Here is a 12,616-nt window from a genome sequence, read left to right as displayed (position 1 = left end):
CCGGTATTGCGGCGCTGCCCAATGTGTTTCCGCTTTTGGAGGTCTATTCGAAGAAGCGCACGGCTTCGGCAGAAGCGAAGCTGTAGCCGCTGTCGCGACGCTTGACGATAATAGACGTGTGGTGATCGAGCACCATCTCGCCATGGGAGGTCGCGACGATCAGCACGGAATGACGACGGCCTTCCGCGTTGGTGACGGTGGCAAGCTTCAGGGCATCGGCCGGCAGGCCGGCGCGGATCAGCTGGCGACGCTTCATCATCGCGTGGTCTTCACCACTGGACGACATGGCCGTCAGCGACAGGAACTCGCGACGGGCACGGATATCCGGCATCTCTCTGTTGACGGAACGGTTGACCGAAGCAAGCACGGTGCGCAGCTTGCTGGTATAGGAAATGGTGCGGATACGCTCGGCGCCGCATGCATCGGCATATTCGAGGCATAAGAGCTGGCGCGAGAAGGCGGCGCGTTCGCTGAAGCCGACGGCGGCGCTCTGTACCGGCAGAGCGGAAGCGACTGAACGAGCGGCCGAAGAAATGGTCATGGCCTCCGCCGGAGCGACGGTGGTGAGACTGATGGTGATCGCAGCGGCGACCGAGAAAACTCTGTTCAACATGATACTGTCCCTGTTTTCCTGACGTCTCGCCCCTGTCCGGGTGGCGTCGGATTTTTTGGTGCCGGATTCATTCCGACCCAGGAAGTGCATCATGCCTCGAAGCCGAAAGCCGGTTCCGTTTCCTTGATATGGACAATAGCCCACACAGTTTAGAGGCCGCTTAAACGGATACCGACAATTTTACACAATCGGCATTTTTACGAAAATCAGATTCAAACAACCGGCAAACTCGATGAAAATGCGTTCCTTTCATCGGGTCGCATGATGCAAAGCTTCGCTCAAGCTTGCCGCTCTAGCTTGTCCTTCACACACCGGCAGACAATGACTTCGGGTCGGAGACAGGACCGCACCCTCCTCCTCCCAGAAGTGCATTGTCTGCCGGCGTGACCAGCCGCGAGGGGAGGACCAATCCTCCGCTACGCAGGCAATATCCTGGGCGCGGCCAGGATAGGGGGAAACCCGACCGGCCGTGACGCAATGACGATTTCGCGTGACGCGGCAGGCGCCAGACACTGGCGGCCGATCACGCGCTGGAGACCGGCCATGACAAAACTCTCGATCTGCATTCCCCTGGAGACCGGCGCTGGCGATCATGCTCCGCTGATCGATGCGCTGCTGGCCGACCCCAAGGCGAATATCGAGATCGTGCTCGCCGGCCCGCAAGCAGCCGTGGAAAAGACCGATGGCCGCATCAAGGTCGTCGTCACCGATGCTTCACTTTCCCGGCAATCCCTCTGGCATACAGCGATCACTGCTGCGAGCGGGGACTGGGTGACGCTCGTCAATCCCGGTGACATGATCGAGCCCGATCTGGTTCAGATGGTCGATTATCTGGAGCGCACCTCGCCTCACATAGACGCGCTTGCCTGGACCGTGCTGCAGATCGACCGCGACGCCGAACCCGGCAAGGCGACCTCCATCGCCATTCCGACCCGCTACCACATCGATCATTTCGACAAGACGGCAATGCTCAAGGCGTTCTTCTATTGGAAGGGTAGTCTCAACGTTCCAAAGGTGCCGTTCGGAATCCATCATGCCGCGATCCGCCGCTCGGTGGTCGACGCCATCCTCTCCGTGCCTGCGCCGCAATCCTGGTCGACGATGGTGCCGCAATACGAATGGGCCGCCAAGACCCTGATCTTTGCCGAGGAACTCGCCTTCTGCAGCCGCCCGCTCTCGGTGGTCAATACATCTGCCTATGTCGCACCATCCGTTTTCCTCCAACCCTCGGACTTTCCATTCCATGCCGGCCTGGGGCTGGCGGGCGCGGTGGCCGAAGTACAGTTTCATGTCTTGCGTGAACTCGGTACCGAATGGGGTGGCGGCGGCGAGGACTTCGTGCGTGCCTGCTCCATAGACTGCCTTCTGGAGCGGGATTTCGAAAGTTTCCGCCAGAAGGGCAACGGCTATTTCGCGGCCCTCCAGCAGTTTGAAAACGGCCGTCTCGCGGCGCAATTCCGCCCGCAATTCGCCGAGCGCAACCCTGACCAGCGGCGCGGTCTGTACGACAAGGCACTGCTGATCGACCGCTTTGTCGGCGGCGCCCAGACAGCGCCGGAGTTCTACAACGTCGTGAAATGGATGATGCCGTCCGTTCACGTCATCTGCGACGGCATGACGCAATGATCTGCCGGCGCGGGTCGAAGGGCGCTCGGAAATCGATGGCATAACGTGATGAAAACCGTAGCAGTTACCGGCGCATCCGGTTTCATCGGCCGGCATGTCCTGGCTGCTCTTGCCAGCCGCCCCGTGGACGTCGTGGCCATCTCGCGGCGCGCCGAAGGATTTGCGTCGTCACCGCGCATCCGCCGGAAGCAACTGGATATCGCACAGGCCTGCGATGATCCGTTCGAGGCGATGGCGCGGCCGGACATTCTCATCCACCTCGCCTGGGATGGACTGCCGAACTATCGGTCGCTTCACCATTTCGAGACGGAACTGCCGCGACACTACGATTTTCTGAAATACGCCGTTCAGGGTGGCCTGAAGTCGATTTTCTGCGCCGGCACCTGCTTCGAATATGGCATGCAATCGGGGGTACTTTCGGAGGAGACACCCTGCCTGCCCTCCAATCCCTATGGCTTTTCCAAGCATGCGCTACAGCAGCAGCTCGCCTTGCTCCGGGAAACCACGCCTTTTGCACTGACCTGGGCACGGCTGTTCTACACCTACGGTCCGGGCCAGCACCCGAAGTCGCTCTGGCCGCAGTTCCAGGACGCTCATCGCCGTGGCGCATCCGTCTTCGATATGTCGGGTGGCGCGCAGCTGCGCGATTTCCTGGATATCGGGACCCTTGGCGCGCTGATCGTGTCGCTCGCGCTCGACCATCCCGATGAAGGCGTCGTCAATCTCTGCTCCGGCCAACCGATTGCTGTTTGCGATATCGTGGCCAGATGGGCGGCCGACCTGAACTGGGATGTGCGCCTCAATCTCGGCCACTATCCCTATGCCGACTACGAGCCGATGGAATTCTGGGGCGACGACAGCAAGCTTCAGCGTATTCTCGGCACGGATGCGAAACGAAACCTCTTGCGGGCCGGAACGGTCGCCTGACCTGAATAACCTATCGCGACAAACCCAAAGCCGGGCGTCGCCTATCGAAAGCAAAGACCATGGCTTCGGACATCGACACCAAGGATACGACCGAGGAAATGCGCACGGCCGCACACCGCTTCATGGCAGCTTCGGTCGAGCCGAAATATTCCTACAACTTCTCCTGGCTCGGCCGGCCGATCATCCAGTATCCGCAGGACATCGTTGCCATGCAGGAGCTGATCTGGAGGACGCAGCCAGACCTGATCATCGAGACCGGCATTGCCCATGGCGGCTCGCTCGTCTTCTCCGCATCAATGCTGGAGCTGAACGCGATCTGCGGCGGCAATGCCGACGCCTCCGTACTCGGCATCGACATCGATATCCGCGACCATAACCGTGTCGAGATCGAGAAACATCCGCTCTACCGTCGCATCACCATGATCGAGGGCTCCTCGATCGATCCGGTTATCATCGAGCAGGTTCGTGCAGCTGCCAGGGGCAAAAAATCGGTTCTGATTTGCCTCGATTCCAACCATACGCACGATCACGTGCTGGCGGAACTCGATGCCTATGCCGATCTCACGACGGTTTCGAGCTACTGCGTCGTGTTTGACACCTTCATCGAGGACGTGCCGGCCGGCAGCTATCCCGACCGCCCCTGGGACAAGGGCGCCAACCCGAAGACCGCCGTCCATGAATGGCTGAAGGCGCATCCGGAATTCGAGATCGACACCTCGATTGACGACAGGCTGCTGATCTCGGTTGCGCCGCACGGTTTCCTGAAGCGCGTACGATAAGCCGGCCGACATCGCCTGGACTGATCAAGGGGCGCGCGGGCGCCACTTTTGCCTGACTGATGATCCGTCAACGAAAAACCCGCCACCAGCATTCCGGCGACGGGTTCCTCAATAGGTGTAACTGAGACCTTATCCGGTCAGCCGACGGCGAACTGCGGCACGGTCCGAAACTCCATGCTTTCCTGCGGCGAGATGAACTGCTTGACGAGGTGGAAGAGTTCGGCCGGGGTCTGCACGCCAGCGATATCCTCATCGATATAGAGCATATTTTTCAAGAGGCCATAGTAAGGCTTGCCGGACCCCGACTCCCTGAAGGTGGGGTTGAAATGCTGCAGGAACTTGCCGCCCTGCCAGTTCTCGAAAGCCGTGCGATAACCTTGCGCAATCAGCTCGAAATTCTCCCGATCAAGGGCCATGCCGCAGTTCTTGGCGCAAGCACGCGCGAAGTTCTTTTCCCAACCGGCCGGCGCCTTATGACCATAGGTATACTTGAACCATTGCTGGCAGAGGCCGATGGCCGCCGTATTGCCGAGGAAGAACGGGAACGGGAAGTCCTTCATATAGGCATCGTCATCGATCGTGCGGCCGATATCGGACATGAACTGGCTGTACATGGCCTTAAGGTCTGCAGCCGTTGCGACACGCCCCGAGTTGCTTTCCGCGCAGGCGCCGAGCACCGAGAACGGACGTTCGACATGGATGAAGTTATCGGCAGTAACCAGGAGCTTGCAGCTGTTTTCGAAGTCGACAACCGGATGTTCGAAATAGCGGCCATTGAACCTGGCGCGTATCTTTTCCATCGTGCGGCGCGAAACGGCGCCGTGGTAGATCGCAAAGAGGTTGTTCGGCGTCGCCGCATCATGGGACCAGTGGAAGAAGTCCCTGAGGAGGACGCTCTTATCAAGCCTGAAATAGCTCGTACCCATGGGAACAGCTACCACGCATTTGCGCGGGCGATGGCTCGGCCAGTTATAGGTCAGCCGCGTCCAGGCGATCACGTCGGCGCGCGGATCGTTGCGCTGCACGTCCTTGATCAGATCGACAACATCGACATCAACATAGTCGTCATCACCGATGACGCAGATGAATTCGCCGGTCGACGTATCGAGGCAGCGCTCCCAATTGTCCACCATCGAGAAGATATGATCGTCCGACGGGATGAACTTGACGCGCGGATCGCCGCTGATCTCCGCCATGAACGTGTTCATGATCGAAGGATCGTCGGAATTGTCGGCGAAGACGAATTCGACGTCGGTGCGCATGTTGATCAAAAGGCTGCGGATCGTTTCCTGGAAATAGAGCTGGCGGTTACGCGAGGGCACGCAGATCGTCAGTTTAGGCTGGGGGAACATCATATTTCTCCGTTTGCGGCACCCTAGCGGCAGGGCCTTTCCCGAAGCTTGTCCGGGAGACACGGGTTTCGCGGGGCCTTTCCAGAAGCCGGGCTGCTTGATAAGCAGCGTGCCATACCCTTGCGGCGTGGCCCGCATGACAGCCGGAGAACCGCATGCCAAAAACCCCGGAAGACTGCCAGTCGATGACGGATATCCGCAGCGAGATCGATCGGCTCGACAAGGCGTTGGTCGCGCTTTTCCGGGAACGTTTCGACTATATCGGCCGTGCCGCCGAGATCAAAAACCTTGCCGGCCTGAAGGCGGACATTCCCGCGCGTGTGACCGAAGTTCAGCAGAATGCACGCAATAACGCCACGCTGGCGGGGCTTGATCCGGATTTTTATGAAGATATCTGGAGCCGTCTGGTCCGCCATTCGATCGCGCACGAGAAGAGCATTCTCGGCGAGACCGAAGGCGAATAGTCAACGCTCAACCGGCCTTGGCGACCAGGGACTTGCCTTGTGACCGATTTGCGGCTCGATCGCCGCCCCCTCGGGCAGGACTGCTACGGGTGCACCGTCACCGTCGGGACCGCCGTCACGAACTTTCCACCCCAGTCGCTGATATACGAAAGCTGCTGTCTGATCTCGTCTTGAAGATTCCACGGCAGGATAACCACCCTTTCCGGTTTTTCGGTTTTGAGCACGTCTTCGGTGACAACCGGGATGCGACTTCCGGGGAGAAGAGTGTCCTGCTTGGTGGGGTTTTTGTCGACGGCGAAAGCCAGGAGGTCGGGCTTCACGCCTGCGAAATTCAGCAGCGTGTTGCCCTTGGCAGCGGCGCCGTAAGCCGCGACTTTGAGGCCGGCCCGCCGGCATTCGATGAGGAAACCCAGGAAACCGTCGCGGACATCTTCCGCGCGGGCCTGGAAGCCGGTGTAATAAGCGTCCGTCAGCATGCCGGCGTCGCGCTCTGCCGCGAGGGTGGCGGCAACGGCGGGCGTGAGGGCGCGGGTGCCCTCATCACTGCGCTGGGCGAAAACCCGCAAGCTGCCGCCGTGCCAGGGCGTGGTTTCCACGTCGAAGACGGTCAGGCCGTTTTTTTCGAAGATGCGCGAGACGGCGGTCAGCGACAGGTAGGAATAATGCTCGTGGTAGGCGGTATCGAACTGGTTCTCGCTGACCATATTGAGCAGGTGCGGGAATTCGAAGGTGGCAACCCCATCAGGCTTCAGAAGGGCCGTAAAGCCGGCAACGAAATCGTTGATATCAGGCACATGGGCAAGCACGTTGTTGGCCGCCGTCAGATCGGCCGAGCGGCCTTCAGCGGCAAGGCGCGCACCAAGCTCGGCGCCGAAGAAGTCTTCGATAATTTCCAGCCCCTTGCCACGCGCGGCCACAGCCGTGCTCGCCGTGGGTTCGATGCCAAGGCAAGGGATACCACGCACTTTCGCGTATTGCAGCAGATAGCCGTCATTGGCGGCGATCTCGACGATGTGAGAACGCTCGTTCAGGCCAAAACGCACCTGCATGTCGCCGACGTATTTTTCCGCATGCTCCAGCCAGGAGGTCGAGAATGAGCTGAAATAGGCATAACTCGACGAGAAGAAGGTTTCGCGCGCCGCGAAATCCTCCGTCTGGACCAGACGGCATTCCCGGCAGGCCCGGATGACGAGCGGGTACCAGAGTTCCGGCTTGTTGCGTTCCTCGATTGCTACATAGGAATTCGACGGTGGTGCAGTTCCGAGATCGAGGAAGGGCACCATCCGCTGCGATCCGCAGTGGCGGCATTTCATGCGGCAACTCCAAGATAGCCCGGGGTCAGGAAGGGATGCGCCGCATCGCGCGCCGAAAGGCGCTCCACCGGCAATGGCCAGTCGATGGCGAGTGCCGGGTCTTGAGGGTGAAGGCCGCCTTCGGCTCCGGCGGCATAAGGCTCCGAATGCGCGTAAATGAGCCGGACATCATCTGTCAGCGCCTGGAATCCATGGGCAAAGCCTTTGGGGATCAAAAGCGAGCAGCCATTTTCCTCCGAAAGCTCGATGGCGAAATGCTTGAGGACGGTGGGTGAACCCTCACGCAAGTCTACGGCGACATCGAGGATGCGTCCACGTGTGCAGGTCACGAGCTTGATCTCGGCATGGGGCGGGCGCTGAAAATGCATGCCGCGCACGGTGCCCTTGTGAACCGTCCCCGTCTCGTTGATCTGCATGATTGGGCCATGCCAGCCGAAGGCGGCAAGCTCGTCCTGGCAGAACAAGCGTGAGAGGTAGCCGCGCTCATCCGACAGCCTGCGGCGATCAATCACCATCAGGCCGGCAAGCGGGGTTTCCCCTCCTTGCAGGCGCATGCTCAACCCGCAACCTTCAATGGCAGGGTGCCTGCCACTTCATTTGAGAAATCGCGGATATCGGCAAGGCAAAGCTCGATCGCGGATCGACCCTCGCGCTCGGCGCGGTACCATTCCATCGTGCGGCGGACCGTCTCGTTGAGCCGCCAGCGCGGAATATAACCGAGTTCAGCGCGGGCGCGGGCGCTGTCGAGAACGAGATAGCCTGCCTCGTGCGGCCCCTCGGTACCATCACCCAAGCGAACCATGCCACCGCCGAAATGACGCTCGGCCATCTTCAACACCGTGCCGACCGATGCAGCCTCGGAATGGTTCGGGCCGAAATTGTAGCTTTCGATACCGAGCGGCGCATCCCACAGGCGCTCGGCAAGGCTCATGTATCCGTTCAACGGCTCCAGCACATGCTGCCAGGGCCGTACGGCGCGCGGGCGACGAACGTAGAGCGTGTCGCCCATCTGCCAGGCGCGAACGGCATCGGGGATCAGCCGCTCTTCGGCCCAATCGCCGCCGCCAATGACATTGCCGGCCCGCGCCGTCGCAACGCCGACCTTGCGAGCGGAGAAAAACGAGGAGCGGTAGCTCGCTGTCACGATCTCGGCAGCCGCCTTGGAGGCGCTGTATGGATCCTGACCACCCAGCGGATCGGTCTCCATGAATGCAAGACCGGTTTCCGGATTGTGATAGACCTTGTCCGTCGTCACCACGACGATCGAGCGAACATCTTCACAAAGACGCAAAGCGTCGAGCAGATTGACGGTGCCGCTGACATTCGTCTCATAGGTCTCGGCCGGATCGCGATAGCTTGCCCGCACCAGCGCCTGCGCGGCGAGATGGAAGACGATCTGCGGCTTGCTGCGCAGCACCTGATGGGTGACACCCGCACGGTCGCGGATATCGACGATATCAGGACCTTCGCCGGCACCACCCAGCAAGTTATGCAACGAGGGTTGCGATTTGGGTGCCAGTGACAGGCCCGACACCTGAGCGCCCAGCTGCTTCAACCAGAGGGCAAGCCAACTGCCCTTGAAGCCCGTGTGGCCCGTGATCAATACGCGCTTTCCGCGCCAGAATTCATTTGTCATGCTCATCACCAGCATTTCCAAGGCGGCGAACCGCTCTGCCACAGACTTTCGAGATGGTTTTTGTCACGCAGGGTATCCATCGGCTGCCAGAAGCCTTCGTGAAGATAGGCCTGCAACTCGCCTTCACGGGCGAGGCTCATCAGCGGTTCGGCTTCCCAAGTCGTGCTGTCGCCTTCGATCCGGTCGATGCAACGGGGCGAAAGAACGAAGAAGCCGCCATTGATGAAGCCACCCTCGCCTTCCGGCTTTTCGATAAAGCCCTGAACTTCGCTGCCTTCGAGCTGCAACGCACCGTAGCGGGCCGGCGGCCGGCAGGCGGTCACGGTTGCCAGCTTGCCATGCTCCCTATGGAAGGCGATGGTGCGGGCGATGTCCATGTCGCCGACGCCGTCGCCATAGGTGAAGCAGAAGGCGTCATCGTCCTTCAGATAGCCTGCAACCCGCTTCATGCGCCCACCGGTCATCGAGTTCTCGCCGGTATCGACCAGGGTTACCCGCCAGTTCTCGGCGCTCTTTCGATGAAACTCGATGCTGTTTTCCGCAAAATCGAACGTGATGTCCGACATGTGCAGGCCGTAATTGGCGAAGTATTCCTTGATCACATAGCCCTTGAAGCCGCAGCAGACGATGAAATCGCGCACGCCATGGGCATAGTACATCTTCATGATATGCCAGAGGACCGGCCGGCCGCCGATCTCCACCATGGGCTTGGGCCGCAGGTGCGTCTCTTCGGAAATGCGCGTGCCGAGACCGCCGGCGAGGATCACAGCCTTCATCGAGCGCCCTCGCTCGCGCTGCCCACCAGTTCGTAACGGAGCATCGCGACGTCAGGCTGAAGATTTGACGGAGCCGCACGGCGCGCAACAAGGCCGCGCCTCGTCGGCGGCGTCCTGTGCTTCGTTTGGCGAACAAATTCCATCATGCATCAGGCCCGGATAATCTATCGTGGCCGATACCCTAGTCGTTGAAACTGTCGTCAGACTGGAGCGCGAAACTCTTTGGACTCAGTAGCTGTTCTTGCGCATGAGATGGCGTTCCCAATCCAGGGCGCTCGATATGATGCCTTCGAGATCATCATATTGCGGCACCCAACCGAGCTCACGCTTGGCAAGCCCCGGATTGGCGACGATCATCGCGGGATCGCCGGGGCGGCGTTCGGCAAAGGTCACCGGAAAATCCGAGCCATTCACCTTTTTCACCGCCTCCAGCACCTCGAGCACCGAGAAACCGCGACCATATCCGCAATTGGCGGCAAGCGACCCGCCGCCGGCGCGCATGCGCTTCAGCGCCATCAGATGAGCCTGGGCGAGATCCCAGACGTGAATATAGTCGCGCACGCAGGTGCCATCCGGCGTCGGATAATCCGTTCCGAAAACATTCATCGATTCACGCTTGCCGAGCGCCGTTGCGCAGGCAACCTTGATCAGATGGGTGGCGAGCGCGGACGACTGGCCGCTGCGCCCCTTCGGATCAGCGCCGGCAACGTTGAAGTAGCGCAAGGCGGTGTAGGTGAAGTCATGCGCATTCGCGGTATCGCGCAGCATGATCTCCGTCATCAGTTTCGAAGAACCGTAGGGCGATTCCGGTGCCAGCGGCAGATCTTCCGTGACCGGCTCAAGGACCTTCGGCGTGCCGTAGACAGCAGCAGTCGAGGAGAAGACAAAATGCGGAATGCCGGCCTCGACTGCGCTTGCAATCAGGGCTCGGGATTTGACGGTGTTGTTTTCGTAGTAGCCAAGCGGATCGGCCACCGATTCCGGGACGACGATCGAGCCGGCGAAATGGATGATCGCATCGACGTTGTTTTCCGAGAAGATGCGACGCATCAGATCCTGGTCGGCAATGTCACCCTCGTAGAAACGCGCTTCCGGAGCGATCGCCCAGCGAAAACCGGTGGACAGACGATCGATGACCACAACCTCTTCGCCGGCATCGATCAGCGCCCAGACCATATGGCTGCCGATATAGCCGCCGCCGCCCGTTACCAAAACCGCCATGCAAAACTCCTGTTAGAACCGACGGGATAAAAGCCGGTTCGGCACCATTTCACAAGGTTGGAGTTTAAAAAACCCCGTTCGTCGGCCTCAGAGTGCTGCGATATAACCGGAAAGTCGCTCGGCCGCCGTCGAAATCTGCACCGGATCGCGCAGGAAACAGGCCCTCATGAACAGGGAGCCACCGTCTCCGAAGGCCGTTCCGGGGGCCAGGCCGACGCCTGTCTTGTCGACGATGTCGAGGCACGCCCGGCGCGCATCGGTGACGCCGTCGATCTTCAGAAACGCGTAGATCGCACCATCAGGTTTAAGCGTTTCGACGCGATTGGTGGCAATCAGCGCATCACAGAGTATATCCCGCGAGTGCGTTGCCTTGGCGACGTTTTCCGCGATAAGGGCATCGCCCTTGTCGAGCGCCACAATGGCACCGGCTTGAATGAACTGGGCAACGCCGGAGGTGGAATACTGGATGAGATTCTCCAGCACCTGGCCGATTTCCGCCGGAGCGACGATCCAGCCTGCCCGCCAACCGGTCATCAACCAGTTCTTGGAGAAGGAATTGACGAACAATATCCGGTCGTCATCCTCCATGACATCGAGGAAGGAGGGCGCCCGTTCGCCTTCGTAGGAATAAAGCGCATAGATTTCGTCGGCGACGATCCAGAGACCATGGCGACGGGCAAGCGCCATTATGGCGGCCAGATCTTCTCGTGTTGCGGTCCAGCCCGTGGGGTTCGAGGGCGTGTTTACGAACAGTGCGCGGGTCTTCGGCGTGATTGCCGTAGCAATACGCTCCAGCGAGACCTGCCACTTGCCGCCGGTGAACTCGAGTGGGGCCGACACGGGACGTACACCGGAGAGCGCGGCCGAGGCTGCAAAATTCGGCCATGCCGGCGAGAGATAAACCATTTCATCGCCGGGCGAGGTCACGGCCTCGATCGCCAGCTTGATCGCCTGCATGCCCGAGCCGGTCACGTAGAAATTGTCCATCGGCAGGTTCTTGTCGAAATACCGCTGATAGTAACGTGACAATGCCTCGCGTAGCGGCGGAACGCCGCGCTGCCAGGTGTAAAAGGTTTCCCCTGCAGTAAGCGACGCCTGGGCAGCCTCGGAAATGAAGGAGGGCGTAGGCAGGTCTCCCTCGCCCACCCAAAGCGGGATCAGACCTTCGCGTCCACGCGCATAGTTGACCACCTCGACAATACCGCTTTCTGGCGCCGCAAGCGAACGGGGGCTTAGGCTGGCGAGAACGTTCATCGATGGCTCCGGTAAGGGCATCTTTCTCCCAAAGGAAAGAGTGCGCAGATCAAAAGGGATGCCGTTGCTTCTAACGTTTTTCAGGGGGAGGATCACGCGACAATCGGTGACACATCGATTGAACTTTGTGATGTATCGTGCAGCGCAGCGCGATTTCCGAACCCGTATCGCGCTGCCCGCGGACAAGATTTAACCTACACGCGTGGCTGCTTCAGCAGATCGCGAATTTCCGTGAGCAGCTGTACGTCGGCCGGGGGCGGAGCCGCTTCCGGTGCGCCCGCCTTGTCCTTGGCTTCCAGCGATTTGCGCATCCGGTTCACGCCCTTGATCATCAGGAAGACGATCCATGCCAGGATCAGGAAGTTGATGAGAACGGTGATGAAGTTGCCGTAGGCAAAAACTGCGCCCTGTTCGCGAGCAGCAGCAAGCGACGTGGCAGTGACATTGGCGCTGAGCGGCAGGAAGTAGTTGGAGAAATCGAAGCCACCGCCTGTCAGCGCGCCAACGATCGGCATAACCAGATCGTTGACGATCGATTCGACGATCTTGTTGAAGGCCGCGCCGATAATGACACCGACCGCCAGGTCCATGACATTGCCGCGCGCAATGAATTCCTTGAATTCGTTCAGCATCCCGCTCTCCTTGTTCCATTTGC

13 protein-coding genes are annotated in these 12,616 nt (G+C 60.0%); 4 read left to right on the top strand and 9 right to left on the bottom strand.

Features of this window, described 5'->3' with window-relative positions; all coding sequences use genetic code 11:
• Positions 1-43: 43 nt before the first annotated feature.
• On the bottom strand, positions 44-613 hold the full coding sequence (locus tag QO002_RS05180) for a transglutaminase-like cysteine peptidase (protein WP_307227362.1): 570 nt from the start codon (positions 611-613) through the stop codon (positions 44-46).
• 543 nt (positions 614-1,156) lie between these two features.
• Here QO002_RS05180 and QO002_RS05175 point away from each other — a divergent pair.
• The 3 genes from QO002_RS05175 to QO002_RS05165 are packed head-to-tail and all read left to right on the top strand — an operon-like array spanning position 1,157 to position 3,945.
• Complete coding sequence (locus QO002_RS05175) at positions 1,157-2,239, top strand: glycosyltransferase family protein (protein WP_307227360.1); 1,083 nt, start codon at positions 1,157-1,159, stop codon at positions 2,237-2,239.
• 48 nt (positions 2,240-2,287) lie between these two features.
• Positions 2,288-3,166, top strand: a complete 879-nt coding sequence (locus tag QO002_RS05170; protein WP_307227358.1) for an NAD-dependent epimerase/dehydratase family protein — start codon at positions 2,288-2,290, stop codon at positions 3,164-3,166.
• 59 nt (positions 3,167-3,225) lie between these two features.
• Complete coding sequence (locus QO002_RS05165; RefSeq protein ID WP_307227356.1) at positions 3,226-3,945, top strand: cephalosporin hydroxylase family protein; 720 nt, start codon at positions 3,226-3,228, stop codon at positions 3,943-3,945.
• A gap of 137 nt (positions 3,946-4,082) precedes the next feature.
• Here the strand turns inward: QO002_RS05165 and QO002_RS05160 are convergent, their stop codons facing one another.
• The gene (locus tag QO002_RS05160; RefSeq protein WP_307227355.1) at positions 4,083-5,300 is read right to left on the bottom strand and encodes a glycosyltransferase; all 1,218 of its coding nucleotides are present in this window, start codon (positions 5,298-5,300) and stop codon (positions 4,083-4,085) included.
• Between the two features lie 152 nt (positions 5,301-5,452).
• On the opposite strand from QO002_RS05160, the gene QO002_RS05155 reads away from it, so the two are divergent.
• A complete protein-coding gene (locus tag QO002_RS05155) occupies positions 5,453-5,761 on the top strand; it encodes a chorismate mutase family protein (RefSeq protein WP_307227353.1) in 309 nt (102 codons plus the stop codon).
• 83 nt (positions 5,762-5,844) lie between these two features.
• Here the strand turns inward: QO002_RS05155 and QO002_RS05150 are convergent, their stop codons facing one another.
• The 7 genes from QO002_RS05150 to mscL all read right to left on the bottom strand — a co-directional run bounded on the left by QO002_RS05150 (position 5,845) and on the right by mscL (position 12,593).
• A complete protein-coding gene (locus QO002_RS05150) occupies positions 5,845-7,074 on the bottom strand; it encodes a class I SAM-dependent methyltransferase (protein WP_307227351.1) in 1,230 nt (409 codons plus the stop codon).
• Complete coding sequence (locus QO002_RS05145; RefSeq protein WP_307227349.1) at positions 7,071-7,628, bottom strand: dTDP-4-dehydrorhamnose 3,5-epimerase family protein; 558 nt, start codon at positions 7,626-7,628, stop codon at positions 7,071-7,073. The genes QO002_RS05150 and QO002_RS05145 overlap by 4 nt, the downstream gene beginning before the upstream one ends.
• Before the next feature lie 2 nt (positions 7,629-7,630).
• Positions 7,631-8,716 carry a CDP-glucose 4,6-dehydratase gene (gene rfbG / locus QO002_RS05140; protein ID WP_307227347.1) on the bottom strand — a complete coding sequence of 362 codons (1,086 nt, stop codon included), beginning with the start codon at positions 8,714-8,716 and terminating at the stop codon, positions 7,631-7,633.
• Entirely contained in the window at positions 8,716-9,486 is a 771-nt protein-coding gene (gene rfbF / locus QO002_RS05135) for a glucose-1-phosphate cytidylyltransferase (RefSeq protein WP_307227345.1), read from the bottom strand. Before rfbF ends, rfbG begins: the two co-directional genes overlap by 1 nt.
• A 228-nt stretch (positions 9,487-9,714) precedes the next feature.
• Positions 9,715-10,707, bottom strand: a complete 993-nt coding sequence (gene galE / locus QO002_RS05130; RefSeq protein ID WP_307227343.1) for a UDP-glucose 4-epimerase GalE — start codon at positions 10,705-10,707, stop codon at positions 9,715-9,717.
• A gap of 87 nt (positions 10,708-10,794) precedes the next feature.
• Positions 10,795-11,961 carry a pyridoxal phosphate-dependent aminotransferase gene (locus QO002_RS05125; RefSeq protein ID WP_307227341.1) on the bottom strand — a complete coding sequence of 389 codons (1,167 nt, stop codon included), beginning with the start codon at positions 11,959-11,961 and terminating at the stop codon, positions 10,795-10,797.
• Between the two features lie 194 nt (positions 11,962-12,155).
• Complete coding sequence (mscL, locus tag QO002_RS05120) at positions 12,156-12,593, bottom strand: large conductance mechanosensitive channel protein MscL (RefSeq protein WP_307227339.1); 438 nt, start codon at positions 12,591-12,593, stop codon at positions 12,156-12,158.
• Positions 12,594-12,616 lie beyond the last annotated feature (23 nt).

Source organism: Pararhizobium capsulatum DSM 1112 (assembly GCF_030814475.1).
GTDB classification, from domain to species: domain Bacteria; phylum Pseudomonadota; class Alphaproteobacteria; order Rhizobiales; family Rhizobiaceae; genus Pararhizobium; species Pararhizobium capsulatum.
The sequence above is the reverse complement of the archived record's forward strand: the minus strand, read 5'-3'. Positions and strand labels throughout refer to the sequence as shown.